The organism is Streptomyces sp. NPDC007905 (assembly GCF_042959345.1).
In the GTDB taxonomy this organism is placed as follows: domain Bacteria; phylum Actinomycetota; class Actinomycetes; order Streptomycetales; family Streptomycetaceae; genus Streptomyces.
The window spans coordinates 126991-141879 of sequence record NZ_JBIBKS010000004.1 but is presented as its reverse complement, the minus strand read 5'-3'; the positions used below and the strand labels follow the sequence as shown (position 1 = coordinate 141879).

The window sequence follows — 14889 nt, the reverse complement described above, 5'->3', positions numbered from 1 at the left end:
CGATGGCGCCGCCCCGTTCGTTCCTGTGGTCCCGGCGGATCTTCCTCACCCTGCTCACCGGCTTCGTCCTGGTGCCGGTGTACGTGATGGTCTCCAGCTCGCTGAAGCCGCTGGCGGACGTCACGGGCAAGTTCCGCTGGCTGCCGAGCGGGCTGACGATCCGGCCGTACATCGACATCTGGTCGACGGTCCCGCTCGCCAAATACTTCGTGAACTCGCTGATCGTGGCCGGCGCGGCGACCCTCTGCTCGGTCGTCATCGCCGTGTTCGCCGCCTACGCCGTCAGCCGTTACGAGTTCCGCGGCAAGCGGGTCTTCACGGTCACCGTCCTGTCCACGCAGATGTTCCCGGGCATCCTCTTCCTCCTCCCGCTGTTCCTGATCTACGTCAACATCGGCAACGCCACCGGAATCGCCCTGTTCGGCTCCCGCGGCGGCCTGATCCTGACGTACCTGACCTTCTCCCTCCCGTTCTCGATCTGGATGCTGATCGGTTACTTCGACTCGGTGCCGCGCGACCTGGACGAGGCGGCACTGGTGGACGGCTGCGGCCCGCTCGGGGCGCTGCTGCGGATCGTCGTACCGGCCGCCATCCCCGGCATCGTCGCCGTCGCCGTCTACGCCTTCATGACCGCGTGGGGAGAGGTGCTCTTCGCGTCCGTCATGACCAACGACGCCACCCGCACCCTCGCCGTCGGCCTCCAGGGCTACTCCACCCTCAACAACGTCTACTGGAACCAGATCATGGCCGCCTCGCTGGTCGTCAGCGTGCCCGTGGTGGCCGGTTTCCTTCTCCTCCAGCGCTATCTCGTCGCCGGCCTGACGGCGGGCGCCGTCAAGTGACCGACACCCCGCATTCCGAAGGGACTTCCGTGTCCGAACGCATCGACCTCGCCGCACTCCCGCACGACTTCCTGTGGGGCACGGCCACAGCGGCGTACCAGATCGAAGGGGCCGTCGCCGAGGACGGCCGTTCACCGTCGATCTGGGACACCTTCTCGCACACCCCGGGGAAGATCGCGAACGGCGACAACGGCGACGTCGCCTGCGACCACTACCACCGCTGGCGCGAGGACATCGGTCTGATGCGGCGACTCGGCGTCAACGCCTACCGGTTGTCCGTCGCCTGGCCACGCGTGATCCCCGGCGGGACCGGTCCGGTGAACCCCAAGGGCCTGGCGTTCTACGACCACTTGGTGGACGCGCTGCTGGAGGCGGGCATCACCCCGTGCGTCACGCTCTACCACTGGGACCTGCCCCAGGTGCTGCAGGACCGCGGCGGCTGGCCGGAGCGGGACACGGCCTTCGCGTTCGCCGAGTACGCCTCGGCCGTCGCCGAACGCCTCGGCGACCGGGTCAAGCTCTGGGCCACCCTCAACGAGCCCTCCTGCTCGGCCTGGATCGGTCACCTGGAGGGCAAGATGGCCCCCGGCTGGACCGACCTCACCGCCGCCGTACGCGCCTCCTACCACCTGCTCCTCGGCCATGGCCTGGCCACGCAGGCGGTCCGCGCGGCCGCCCCGGGCGCGCAGGTCGGCATCGTCAACAACCTCTCCACCGTCCACCCCGCCACCGACCGTCCCGAGGATTTGGCGGCCGCCCGCCGCCACGACGGCCACGTCAACCGCTGGTGGCTCCACCCGGTGCATGGCCGCGGCTTCCCGGCGGACATGGTCGAAACGTACGGCGTAGAACTCCCTGAGCAGCCAGGCGACTTGGAGCCGATCGCAACGCCCCTGGACTGGCTCGGCCTGAACTACTACTTCCCGGCGTACGTGGCCGACGACCCCGACGGCCCCGCCCCCCGCGTCCGCGCCGTACGCCGCCCGGACGCCCCGCGCACCGGCATGGACTGGGAGATCGACGCGGGCGGCATCGAGACGCTGCTGCTGCGCCTCACCGAGGAGTACGGTGCACGGAAGATCTACGTCACCGAGAACGGCTCGGCCTTCCCGGACGTGGTCCGCCCCGACGGCACCGTCGACGACCCGGAGCGCCAGGAGTACCTGGAGCGCCACCTGGCCGCCTGCGCCTCCGCGGCCCGCAAGGGCGCCCCCCTGGCCGGCTACTTCGCCTGGTCCCTGCTGGACAACTTCGAGTGGGCCTACGGCTACGCCAAGCGCTTCGGCCTCGTCCACGTCGACTACCGCACCCAGGTGCGCACGATCAAGGGCAGCGGACACCGGTACGCGGACATCGTCCGCGTCCACCGCGGCCAGGCACGCCGGGCCGCCTGAGTCCGGCGACTCGCGTCGGGCGGTCTGAGTGCGGCGACGGACGTCGGGCGGTCTGAGTCCGGCGACTCCGGCCGGGCGGTCTGAGTCCGGCCCGGACGACCGGTGGGCGCGGGTGCGGGAGCTCGCGCCCACCGGTCCGCACCCGTTCATTCCCTTGATTGTCGGGCTGCGTGCGGACGTGACTGCCGTGGCGGCCTACGCCGGCGTGGGCATCCGGCGACCAAGGTGCCTTGCGCGGGGCCCTCAGCAAGCACATGTCCGCCGAAGGGCCCTGCGGTCGGCGCCACCTCTGTCAGCGTGCCGCGAACTCTACGAAGGCGGCCCAGGCCGTGGGTCCCACGGCGAGTGCGGCACGGGTCCTGTCCTTCGAGTCGCGGACGTGGACCGTGCCGGGGGTGACGGCGACCTCTACGCATTCGCAACCAGCCCCGCTGCTGTAGCTGCTCTTGAACCACGCCGACTCAGGTACAGGCTGTTCGACGTTCATCTCTCCAAGCAACTTCTCGACGAAGGCCAGCGACTCGCGCGCAGTGGGTGATCGGTTCGCAACGGCGGTTAGGGCCAACCCTTAGTAACGATCAAGTATTTCAGTGAACCGAGGGCTGTGAAGTGGCGGCCTGGACATGGGAAGATCCGTCTCGAAAGTGCCTTGATGTCCAGTAGTGCCATGACTTGCCGTCACCGCAGGTCGCACGGCGCAGGGCTCTTCCCAGGCCGCGTGGGGAGCGCGGTCGGGCGTCACCCGGCGGATATCCGGGCTGAAAGGTGCGCGCAAAGCGCATGGCAAGGGGGGCTGCACGGTGTTCTCGGTTTCGTCGCTCCGGCATTGTTTGCAGGAGACGCCCGATCTGGTGCTCTCGTTGCTCCGGCACGTCGAGAAGGCACACGGTCCGGCTGTCTTGCAGTATGGGGGCGGCCCAGCGGCCGCGAAGCTGCGCAAGACGGCCGGTGTCCGCATGTGGGTCACTCGAGCACCGGAACAACTGCTGCTCAACATCTGTGCGTGCGGCGTAGCGCTTGCCAACTCCCGTTTGTGCGAGCTGGGGTACGAGGACCAGATTCGAGACCCCGACCTCGAACAGCTCACCCGCATGCTGAAGGACCTGCCGCCGGACCTGGCCCAGCTCATGCTCCACGGCCTCTCGCTCTTCTCCGACGCACCCGCCCACCGATTCACGCACAGTCACGCGGATGAGCTTCTGGAGGCCGCGCTGAGTGAAACCGCGGCTCTCACGGAAGCCGACTACAGGCGGCTGTGTTGTGTGAACCGGGTGCAGGAGGACCGCGACGAGGCGACACGTTCGGAACCCGACGGCAACACGGCGGTTGCCGAAAAAGAGGACGGAGGCGAGGTCGTGGCGGAACCGGACGCCGACGAGGTCGAGCTGGAGATCGTACGGCTGAACGAAGCCGGAACGGCGCTGGCCGGACGGCTGGAAGCCTTCGCCGCGGCTGTTCGCGACGGGTGGCTGGCCGACGATGGGGAACTTCTGCACGACACGGTGTCCTGGGTCCGGGAACGCCGGGCTCTGGCGCGGGCCTTGGCCGCCGCGGGAGCGCGAGAAGGGTGGGGTGACGGCCAGGACTGGTCCGCAGCTCGGGGTCTCGTCGAGCGGCTGCGGGAGGAGCAGCGCCGTCAGCAGGAGACCGACCGGCAGATCAGGGAGACCGAACAGGCACTGGACGAGGTTCGGACCATGTTCGACATGGCCACGAACGATCTGGTGCGGGAAAGCCTCCGTGGTCAGATCACCGAGTTCGAGCAGCATCTCCGGGATCTTCGCGGGAACACACCGACCACCGGGGCCCTGCGTCCCGCCGACGTGAAGGACGGTGCCCGCGTCGCAGGGACGGAGACGGAGCCCCACAGCGAGCCGGAATCCGAGCCCGTACCGCAACCGGTCGGCATCCGCCTCGAAGGGGCGCCTGAAACGCTCCGTCCCGAGGCCGCTCACGGGTACGGCGCCGAGTCGCCGTCCGTGACGGCGGAAGAGGCCGAACCCTCCCTTCAGAAGGAGGTGTCCGGTTCTGTCACGGGAACGGAGTCGGAGGAGGCACAGGACGGGCTCCAGGAGCGGGAAGCGACAGGTGCCGAGGGGCTCGTCTCCGGCGGCGACGCCATTACGGCGGTCGGGACCGGCGAACCCGGGCCGGTCCGTGAGGTGGCGCGGCCCGAGGCAGCCCAGCCCGCCGATCCGTCCGCCGGACCTTCGGCGGAAAGGACGCTGACGGCAGCTCACACCCCGGCCGCCGTGCCGGTTTTGCGACGCTCCACCGGTTCTCAGGGGACGACGGCGGACGAACCGTCCGTCGCCGGCGTCCCCGCCGCATCGGACGTCTGGGCGGGCGTTCCCTCCCCGGTGGAGTTCCTCGTCGCCGAGGGCCGGCTGGCCGAGGCCTACTGGCTGTCCCGCGCCGCTGGCGCCCCCGACCACCGCACCCTCGCGCTCGCGTTCGCGGACGCCGCCTTCCACACGTCCCCGGCCGAGGCATCCGACCTCCAGGTGCGGGCCGAGGAGCTCGTCGGGGCCCTGGACGAGGGGCACCCCTGGGACGACGACCGCGACGCCTACCTGGTCCTGCTGACCGCGGCCATCCGCAGCGGCCTGGCGGCACGCTGGGCGAGCAGCTTCCTCACCGCCTTCACCTCGATGCCGGGCGTTCCCGAGCCGTGGGTGTCGGTGATGGACGAGCTGGTACACGCGGTAAGGCAGTCCACGGAGATACAGCCGGGTGACCTGGGCAAGCCGGCGGCGACTCCGTTCCCGGACCGGCGCGAGGAGATCGGCGACCGGGCACGGCAGCTCGCGCTGGACCTGCCACTGCGAACCATCAAGCTCCAGCGCGGCACGATCGTCCTGCAGACCCTCGCCGCGCCCGACGGCCGGCTCGGACAGACCCTGAAGCTGATCCAGGGCTGGGCCGAAGGGCGGGTCGAGGCGGAGGAACTCGCCAAGGAGATGGAGGAACACTACAAGCGCTCCGATGCCGCCGACCGGATCATCGACATCACCGACCGGGCCAAGCGAACGCCCAAGCAGTCCAAGAACGACATCCACTCGGCGGCCCGTGAACAGCTCCGCACCCACATCAAGACCGTGCGGGACCTGCTGACGACAGCGCTGCGCGTCGCCTCGTCTCCCCGCCCGTCCGGCGGTCGTGACATCGGCCGGGACCTGATGCGCGCGATCGCGGACGCACGCCAGGCCGAACCGCTGCCCGGGGTGGGCGGAGCCCTCCTCGGGCTCCTGCTGCGCTGGCTCGACGGCTCCTACGCCCCCGAGCCGCGCGACACGGGGTTCCGGCCGCCCGCCGAAGGCCTGCTGCACCTGCCCGGGCTGCGCTGGCACGTCCACGACCAACAAGACGAACCCGACCTCGAGCATCCGGACGTGCTCGGGGCACTGCTGGGTCTGCTCGGCCCGGCCGCCCCCGTCGCTGCGCTGCAATGCCACCGGGACGCGGGCGACCTCCACCTCGCCGACCGTCTGCTCGAGCGGCTCGAACAGGAGCAGGTCGTCGGCGCCGCGATGCCGGCCGCAGAGCTCGCCGAGTGGCGGCAGCGTATCGCCGACGCGTCCGCCACCTGGAGACGCAAATGCGCTGAGGAACACCGAAGCGCCCAGTTGCTCCTCGCCCGGATCCGGGTGCAGAACCTGCTGAAGCCCGAGGAAGAACACGACTTCACCGCCCGCCTCCTCGACCTGGAGGGCGACGACCACGGCGACCGCTTCGGGGAGCGCTTCCGAGCCATCGCCGCCATCGGCCACGACCTGCGCGACCTGGAGCAGAAGCAGACCGCCAAGCTCTACCGCCAGCTCGACGCGGCTCACCTCTCCGAGGCCGAGTACGAGCGCATCCACAGGCTGCTGGACCACGGCAAGACAGTGGCCGCCGAAGAACTCCTGTCGTTCGCCCGCCGTGGTGAGGCCCTGCCTGTCCCCGCCGAGCCCGCCGCTGAGGAGCTGACCCGCTTTCTGAAGGGCGTCGCCCATCCGCAGGCTCCCCAGTCCACCCGTCGCGGCGTCGGGGCCCGCTGGTGGTCACAGCACTACGCGGAGGACGAGCCGCTGGTGCAGAACGCGCTCTCCGGGCTCGGTGCCTGGGAGGAACTGATCGGCGAGCGGGACCAACGGAAGATCCGCGGCTTGGTCAAGAGCGTCCTGCGCTTGCTCGGTCTGACCGTGATCGAGTCCAACGTCGAGGAGGCCCGATACGGCGTCACCCGGCTCAGCGTGCGCGCCGACATCACCGAGAGCACCCCCGGCTACGTCGCCGCCCTCGGCTCCCAGGCGCGCCGCATGTACAAGGTCGTCGTCATCGCCGACGAACTGCGCGGCGAAGGCCCACTGCGTCACCTTCCCGAGTCGGCCATCGGCGCCAACCTGATCCTCTACCTGCAGCCCCTCGGCACGGAAGGACGTCGCCAGCTCGCGCTCGCCTCCCGCAACCGCGGCCAGCAAGCCCTGGTGGTCGACCCGGCCGTCGTCGGCTGGGTCGCCGCCCGCGCCCCGCGCTCCTTCCGGGTGACGCAGCGCGTCACTCTGCCCTGGACCGGCTACACCCCGTACACCCCACACGTCGCGGGGCTCGTTCCGCCTGAGGTCTTCAAGGGCCGTGCCGAGGAGATGCAGGAGGTCCTCCGCCCGGACGGGTCCATCTTCCTCTTCGGCGGTCGCCAGCTCGGCAAGTCGTCCCTTCTGCGGCAAGCCGTCGAGGTGTTCCAGAAAGCCGACCCGGACCGTCACATCGCCGTCTACATGGACCTCCTCAAGGCCGACATCGGACATGCCGAACCCCCTGAGGGCATCTGGCGGGTCCTGCTGGCCGAGCTGAAGCGCCGCGGCGTCATCGGCACGAACGTCTCCGACCGTGCCGTCGACGTCGACGTGATCGCCGACGCGGTCCAGCAGTGGATCGAGGCCGAACCCGGCCGCCGTGTCCTCCTGCTCGCGGACGAGGCCGACGCCTTCCTCACCGCCGACGCTCAGGCCGTTTACACCGGCGGCGGTCAGTCGACCTTCCGCACCGTCAAGCGGCTCCAGCGCTTGATGGAGACCACCAGCCGGTCGTTCAAGGTCGTCTTCGCCGGTCTGCACCAGGTCCAGCGTTTCAACCACCTCACCAACGTGGTCACCGCGCACGGGGGGCCCGGCATCCTCGTCGGTCCGCTCAAGCCGCAGGCCGCCGTTGGGCTCGTCGAGGAGCCACTGGCCGCCGTCGGACTCACCTTCGAGACCCCCGATCTGGTCTGGCACATCCTCGGCGTCACCAACTACCAGGCCAACCTGGTGCAGATCTTCTGCGACCACCTCGTCGCCTACATGCAGCAGCGCGCCATGCCCGCCGACGGCCGTCACGCCCCCATCACCTGGGACGACGTCCAAGCGGTCGCAAATCTGGAGCGGGTCCGCGAACTCATCGCGGAACGCCTGCGTTACACCATCAACCTGGAGGACCGCTACCGTGTGCTCACCCTCCTTGTCGCCCTGCGCAACCTCAAACACGGCTACACGCACGCGTCCCGGCCCAGCGAACTGCTGGAAGCCGCCCACGAAATCTGGGAAGAGGGCTTCCCCCTCAACAGCGAACGACAGCTGACCATCTTCCTGGACGAGATGGTCGGCCTGGGCCTGCTCATCCGGGTTCCCGGCGAGGAGCGCGCCTACGCGATGCGCAGCCCCAACGTCGTCAACATGCTGGGCACCCAACCCGAGCTTCAGAGCGAGCTGAACGACACCGAGTTCGACCTGCCCTACGACTACAACCCGCGCGCCGCCCGTCGGTCCATCGGCACCTCCGGCGGCGTCCAGCGGATGAGCCCGCTCACCGAAGGCCAGTTCGGCGACATGCTCAGCCATCCCACCCGCACCACACTCGTACCCTGCAGCCGGGCGCTCGGCGACGACCACGTCGAACGCGGACTGCGCCTGTACGGCGGCGGGTACGGCCTCGACGTCATCAGCGTCGGCCCCGGCGAGAACCTCACCGAAGCGATCACCGCCAACTCACGCCGGAAGGGTTCCCGGATCCTCTTCGTGGATCTGCGCGGCCAGAACGCCGACCAGGTCGGGGAGGCCGCCGGGCGACTCGTCAAGCACACCGGTGGTACGACACACGACGCTGACGCGACTCCCGGCGCGCCCCGCCGGTACGCCGTGGTCCTCTGCTCGCCGGACACCACGTTGGAAGCGGAGAAGACGGGAGCCGGCCTCGTCCTGCCGCAGCGGTGGACCGTCGACAGTGTGCGCGCCTGGCCGGAGTCGCCGTTCGGTTCCCCGCAGGAACGACGTGGCCTCATCGAATCCACCGGAGGGTGGCCCGGTCTGGTCGAGACCGCCATGCACAACGTCCGCTCCGGCATGCGGCAGAAGGAGGTCCTCCAGAGCCTGCGTGAGCTGTGGGGAACCCCCGAGGCTGCGACAGCCCACCTGGAAGCGGCCGGTCTCACACCCGCCGACGTTTCCCGCCTCACAGCCTGGGCCCAGTTCTACAGCGACGAGGAATACGCGGCCGGCAAGGCGGCCATGACTCCTGGAGACATCGCCGCCGCGTTCTTCGGCCAGAGCGACGACGACCCCCTCGATGCCGCCGAGCAGCTCTTGAAGCGCCTCGACGGTCTGGCTGTCCTCGACCCCAACAAGCCCGGAGGCGTCCGTCTCGACCCGATCACCTTCCGTGCGCTGAAGACGATCGGGCCCGCGCAGTGAACGCCGCGAACTCCGGTGCCGCGGACTTCGCGGCACCGGAGTCCTCCGTACCCGATCCGGTCGTTGCGGGGGCCGGCCGACACATCATCAACGATGACCTCGCACGGCTCCCGGGCCCACGTCGGCACCTTGACATGCTCGAGGCGGACCTGCGGGCCGGCCGGAGTTGCGTCTGGTACTTCCCCGACCCCGTCGTGGAATCGGGCCGCGCTGACTTCTTCGTGCGCGAGCTCACCCACCGCCTTGAGGCGGTGGTCCCCGTTCCCGGCGTCGTCTCCCGCGACGACCGCCATGCAGGTCCGGTGTCCCTGCCCGCGCAACGCGCACCGATGGACGAGCCGGACCGGTCCTGGGTGGACACGGACCACGGGCAGGACACGGACTTGCCCGACGACCCCTACACCAGCCTCCTGAACCGGCTCGCCGTTCCCGGTGGTAGCATCCGCCCCGGCCCGACTCCGGCCGCCGCCGTGCCGGCGGCAACGCTGGAGGAACGCCTCGTCAAGGAACTCGGCGTCACGGGCGACCCCGTGGAAACCCTCGCCGAACAAGCCGCAGCCGGTCGAACACCTCATGTGATCGTCGTGCGCTGCTGGAACGAGACTTCACCCGAAGAGGCCGCCCAGCTCCTGCGCGTCGCCCAGGCCACCTTCCACGAAGCCGGTCTGCCCGGTCATGCACGGCCACGCTTCCTCCTTACCGCACGCGCCGCCGACCTGCCCCGCACCACCCTCGGCAGCCAGGGCCGCGCCGCCGTCCACTGGTGGTGGAAGGTCTGGACCCGTCTCGACACGGAGGTCCTCATGGCCTGGCACTCCCGCTCAGGAGTAACCGACGCCGCCGACGCGCTTCTCCGCCGCGTCACTGACGCCGTCGTCGCCGAAGTCTGCGGCCCCGACATCGACCGCGCCCTCGCTCTTCGCGAGACCTGGGACGGTGGTGACCTCGGCTCGCTCCGACGCGCGCTGAGCCGCCTCCTGCCCGAGCCTGCCGCCGGCTCAGCGGAGCCCGTACCGCCCAGACGCCTGTCCACCGCCCACGCCTCCGCTCCCGACACGGAGATCCACGGTGCCTGGGCGCGCGGTGCCGTTGACAGCTGGGACGGGCGCATCCATTCCGCTCACGGCCACTCCCTCCTGGACGCCAACTCCCCGGAACTGAGGGTCCTCGTCTGCCATGCCCAGAACCGAGTCCTCCTCCCCCTCATCGAGGAAGCCCGCACCACCTTGATCCACCTCGTCCCCGAGGTGCTGCGTAAACAGCACTTCACCCTTCGGGATTTCTGCGAGAAAGCCCGCTCTCAGTATTGGAGGAGCACCGACGAAGCCACAGTGCCCCCTCTAGAGGAAGTCGAGATCGGCGGCCTTTCCTACGCCGCCTACATGCTCGCCCTGACCACCGCACAACGTCATCGCCTGCGCGCCTTGCACACAGCCCGCAACACCCTCTCCCACCGGACCCCTTTGGACCACGGTGAACTCGTGGCCCTCGCAGGCGTACTGACCACGGACTGGACCGCAGGCTGACTGTCGAGGTGAGCGACTCCGCCCGCTACGGCATGGCGTTCGGCGGCGCATTCGGAGCGGGCGGAAGCACAGCCCGAATCGTCGCCGAGAACGGCGGAATGGAGGGCCTGTTCAACGGCTTCCGGCTGAACAGCGCGGCCCTCGATGAGATGGGCAAGTCCCGTACGTGGAAGCTGATCCAGTCTCCCGACTCTAAGATTCCCGTCGCACCGGCGCGGGCCGGCGATTACGAGCTGGTCTCGGGCGATCCGGTCTACTTCGGCAAGAACACCACCACGGTGGGTTACGACGAACGCACCCTGAACAACCTGCAACGGGTCGCCCGTGTCCCCGGCGTACACGACGTGGTCGTCCACGGCACGGACGAGGGGGTTTTCGTCCCCGGCCGCGTCAACGCCGCGGGGAAGACCCTTACGGACTTCGAAGTGCATCCCAACCACATCGCGGACGCGATCCGCAGCAATCCCAACTACCACGGTGAACCGGTGCGCCTCATCTCCTGCTACTCCGGCGCGGACGCGAGACCGCCCGAGCTGCCCCTCGCGCAGTCCGTCGCCAACGAGCTCGGCGTGCCCGTGACAGCGCCCACGAGCAAAGTGGGAACGTCCCCCCCAGCTCGGCCTCAACCAGACCCCCACCATCGGCAACAATGGCTACTGGCGCACCTACCTGCCCATGGCCCACTAGGGCAGGCTCACAGGAGTGAAAATGATCAAGCGAGCGGGCTTCTATCGAGAGATCGGCGGCCAGGCCACTACGGCAGACGATGCGCCGTCGCTGCGAGATGCCGTACGGGACGGTGGGCCCTGGGACGAGGACCGTATCCTCGCCTACCTGGAATCGGCCCTGGAGATCTACTCCACGATGGGCGCCGAGCGCGACGTCCTCACCGGCGAAGAGTGGATCGTGGGCTCCGGATCCCTGATGACGGATGGCACCTGGCTCTGGCCCGTCGATCTCACGCACTACGTACGGCGTCACCACGCTGCCCTGCCGCAGGAATTCCTGGACCACATCCGGGCCAACAACTACACGGTGCCTGTCGTGCCCGACGAACGGGCCAGGCACATTTTCCAGGAGGAGTTCCCGGACCACGCCCCCGCTACGACCCCGCCCAAGGCCGCGGGCTTCTTCACCTGGTACGTGCCGAAGCTGGACAGCGCGCGCGCCCATCAGCTCCTCACGCATCTGGAGACCGCCGGGCTCTCCGCCGTGCACCCGCTGACCAATGCCCTCTTCGGATTCCGCGAGACGCCGGTCGGAAACCGTGAGCCGCTGATGGGTGATGGCGCAGCCCTGGCCGCCGCCTTGGCCGACGATCGATACTCGAAGGCTGAGTTCACCTGCTGGAAGGGCTACGACCAGTCCCTGACCGGCATCGTGCGACGCACGGACGAGACGACGCAGAGCATCACGCTGCGCCTCACCGACGTCCCCGTGTCCGACCGCGAGGAGGCGGTCGCGGCACTGGTGCGCACGCTCGATCAGGATGCGGCCGACTGCCGCGGGTTCGTCATCGACCGAGCCGGCGTTTCGGCTTCCCAGGACTGGGACCGCATCCTCGTCGGCGACGGAGGGCACTTCACCGTGTGGCCCGACACCGTCGGCATCCTCCGGGAGCGCGTGGGCGACCACCCTGAGCTGGCCGACAGCAAGCCGACTGCTTACGGCCCACTCGACGTCTTCCAGCGCGCGTGAACCTTCGACCGCCCTACCGTCCCCGGCACTGGTCCGACGGTCCTGATCGGGGTTCCGGCCGTTCAGGGTGCGGACGCTGTCGGTTGATCGATCCTCACCGAGGGGGGATACAGCGGAAGGGGCAGCGGGCGCCCGTCCGGCGGCTGAACGTTCCGGGCACGGAAGGCGGCCTGTCGTCACCGTCCGGAGGCGGTGACCAGGGCAGACAGGTGGGCAATGTGGAGGATCTGCGACGCGCGGAGATGGAGCGCCGAGAGCAGCGGTGCCGTCCCGGTCCATCGTCTCCGGCGTGATCACATTGCTCGGCAGCGCCGCCGACGGGGTACTCCTCGATAGGGGGCCGGCGATGCCTGGCTGGCGCTGGCCACCGCCATACTGCTCCTCCCTGGCGTTTGACTGAACAAGCCATCGCCACCCCACGTATCCCCCCACCGTGGGAAGATCCTCACCATGAGCGCATCCCCGGCAGTGAGGAGCCTGCGTGCCGCGGTGTTCGCCGCGGTGTGCGTGCTGCTCGCTGCCGCCGGGCACGGGCTCGCCATGGGGGACATGCCGCCGCTGTGGGCCGACGGCGCCGGATTCGGGGCGGTCTTCGCGCTCGGCTGGGCGCTCGGTGGACGCGAGCGGGCGCTGCCCGGCATCGGTGCGGCCATGCTCGTCACCCAGGCGGGGCTGCACCTCGCCTTCGGCGCGGCCCACCGGGCGGCCGGACCGGGCCGTGCGCAGGCGATGCACATGGCTTCCATGCCGGGGCACACCATGCCGGGACACGCCATGGCGACGATGCACGCCCACGCGATGCCCCACGCCACCGCCGCGCAAGCGACCCTCGCCCACCTCCTCGCCGCCCTGGTCGCATCCTGGTGGCTCAGGCGGGGCGAGGCCGCGCTGTGGTCGTTGCTGCGCCGTGCGGTCGCGCTCGTGCCGGGGCTCGTCGCCTGGTGGCGGGACGCCCCGCTGCCCGCCCCGGCAGGCCAGACCTCAAGCGCTCCGTCCGACCCCGAGCCGTCCCGCCACCCCCTGCTGTGGCACGCGGTGAGCCGTCGCGGGCCCCCGCTTCCGATCCCGTACTCGGTCTGACCATCCGACACTCGCCACTCGTACGGAGATCTACTCACTCATGTCCACGACACGTAGCCGCACCACCCTGCGCCGCGCCGCGACCGTCACCGCCCTGACCGCCGCCGGACTCCTCGCGGCGGCCGGCGTCGCCTCCGCGCACGTCACCGTCCACCCGGAGAGCTACGCCAAGGGCGCCACGGACGGCGTGCTGACCTTCCGCGTCCCCAACGAGGAGGACAGCGCCTCCACCACCAAGGTGCAGGTCTTCCTGCCCACCGACCACCCCGTGCTCGGCGTGCTGGTCCACCCGCAGGACGGCTGGACCGCCAAGGTGACCACCACCAAGCTGAAGACGCCGGTCAAGACCGACGACGGCACCATCACGGACGCGGTCTCCGCGATCACCTGGACCGGCGGGAAGATCGGCGCCGGACAGTACGAGGACTTCGACGTCGCCTTCGGCCAGCTGCCCGAGGACACCGGCCAGTTGACGTTCAAGACGCTGCAGACCTACTCCGACGGCACGCTCGTCCGCTGGATCGAGGAGCCGACGGGAGGGGAGGAGCCCGAGAACCCGGCGCCGGTGCTGAAGCTCACCGCGGGCGGGGAGAGCACCGCCCCGGCGGCCTCGAAGAGCGGCTCGGCCGGCACGTCGAAGGCCGCCGGCTCAAGCGACTCGACCGCTCGCGGTCTCGGCGTCGCGGGTCTGGTGGTCGGCGTGCTCGGCCTCGCCGCCGCCGCGTTCGCGATCGTACGAAGCCGGTCCGCACGGTCGTAGCCCAGGGCACCACACGACGGCGAAGGGCCCGTACCGGCAGTCGGTCCGGGCCCTTCCTGTCGCCTGTACTGCCCTCAGCGTGCCGCCAACTCCAGCACCATCGGCTCCCCGACCGCCTCCTCGGAAGCGGCCACAGCGCCTATGCGCGAGTTCCCCCACAGCCACAGCACGTCCCGGCCGAAGGACCACACCAGTGAGCCGAGGGACAGCAGGACGACGCCCAGGTTGGCCGGCTGCGGCAGCAGTTCCGCGCCTGCCAGCAGCAGGCAGATGCCCTGGAGCGCGGCGACCGTCTTGCGGGCGAACGACGGGGGCAGCGGGGCGTTCAGCCAGGGGGCGACGCGGGCCGCCGCGACGAACGCGTAACGCATGCCGCCGATCAGGAGGACCCACGGGCCTTGCTGCATGGCCACGTACACGCTCAGCACCAGGATCAGGAACGCGTCGACCTCCATGTCGAAGCGGGCGCCGAGTGCGCTGGAGGTTCCGGTGCGGCGGGCCACCTTGCCGTCCACGCCGTCCAGGATGAGGGCGACGGCGGTCAGGCCGATCAGCAGCGTGACCGGCGGGGAACTCTCGAAGGAGTCCGCGACCAGCGCGGTCACCCCGCCGACCAGGGTGGCCCGGCCGAGGGTGACCCGGTTGGCGGGACCGAAGGAGCTGAGCCGGGAGCGGTGCAGGGCACGGGAGAGAACCGCCCAGGTGGCGAACGCGAAGACCAGTCCTGTCAGCCAGCCGGCCGGCCCCATGCCGATCGCCGTGCCGAGCAGGGCCAGCAGCAGGATCTGCACGCCCGCTCCCACAGCGGTCTCCTGCTGAAGCCTTGCGTCAAACGTGTTGTTCAGGGCCACCGCACATTCCTCCGGCCGAGTGACAGAG

9 protein-coding genes are annotated in these 14889 nt (G+C 69.9%); 7 read left to right on the top strand and 2 right to left on the bottom strand.

The genetic code is table 11. The features are described 5' to 3' along the window. Window positions 1–2 precede the first annotated feature (2 nt). Window positions 3–842 carry an ABC transporter permease subunit gene (locus tag ACFZDC_RS09340; RefSeq protein WP_391322188.1) on the top strand — a complete coding sequence of 280 codons (840 nt, stop codon included), beginning with the start codon at window positions 3–5 and terminating at the stop codon, window positions 840–842. Window positions 843–871: 29 nt separating this feature from the next. Next, complete coding sequence (locus ACFZDC_RS09335) at window positions 872–2236, top strand: GH1 family beta-glucosidase (RefSeq protein WP_391321805.1); 1365 nt, start codon at window positions 872–874, stop codon at window positions 2234–2236. A gap of 292 nt (window positions 2237–2528) precedes the next feature. Here ACFZDC_RS09335 and ACFZDC_RS09330 read toward each other — a convergent pair whose 3' ends face one another. After that, window positions 2529–2723, bottom strand: a complete 195-nt coding sequence (locus ACFZDC_RS09330) for a DUF397 domain-containing protein (RefSeq protein ID WP_391321803.1) — start codon at window positions 2721–2723, stop codon at window positions 2529–2531. A 469-nt stretch (window positions 2724–3192) separates the two neighbouring features. Between ACFZDC_RS09330 and ACFZDC_RS09325 the strand changes: the two genes are divergently transcribed. The 5 genes from ACFZDC_RS09325 to ACFZDC_RS09305 all read left to right on the top strand — a co-directional run bounded on the left by ACFZDC_RS09325 (window position 3193) and on the right by ACFZDC_RS09305 (window position 14010). Then, window positions 3193–8946 (top strand): hypothetical protein, encoded by a 5754-nt coding sequence (locus ACFZDC_RS09325; protein WP_391321801.1) that lies wholly within the window; start codon window positions 3193–3195, stop codon window positions 8944–8946. 134 nt (window positions 8947–9080) lie between these two features. Beyond that, window positions 9081–10472, top strand: a complete 1392-nt coding sequence (locus ACFZDC_RS09320) for a hypothetical protein (protein ID WP_391321799.1) — start codon at window positions 9081–9083, stop codon at window positions 10470–10472. Window positions 10473–11180: 708 nt separating this feature from the next. Further along, window positions 11181–12170, top strand: a complete 990-nt coding sequence (locus ACFZDC_RS09315) for a hypothetical protein (protein ID WP_391321797.1) — start codon at window positions 11181–11183, stop codon at window positions 12168–12170. Window positions 12171–12620: 450 nt separating this feature from the next. Then, complete coding sequence (locus ACFZDC_RS09310; RefSeq protein WP_391321795.1) at window positions 12621–13250, top strand: hypothetical protein; 630 nt, start codon at window positions 12621–12623, stop codon at window positions 13248–13250. A 40-nt stretch (window positions 13251–13290) separates the two neighbouring features. After that, complete coding sequence (locus ACFZDC_RS09305; RefSeq protein ID WP_391321793.1) at window positions 13291–14010, top strand: DUF1775 domain-containing protein; 720 nt, start codon at window positions 13291–13293, stop codon at window positions 14008–14010. Between the two features lie 74 nt (window positions 14011–14084). On the opposite strand, the gene ACFZDC_RS09300 is transcribed toward ACFZDC_RS09305, so the two are convergent. After that, window positions 14085–14861, bottom strand: coding sequence for a CDP-alcohol phosphatidyltransferase family protein (locus tag ACFZDC_RS09300; RefSeq protein ID WP_391321791.1), 777 nt, complete (start codon window positions 14859–14861; stop codon window positions 14085–14087). Between the last annotated feature and the right edge of the window lie 28 nt (window positions 14862–14889).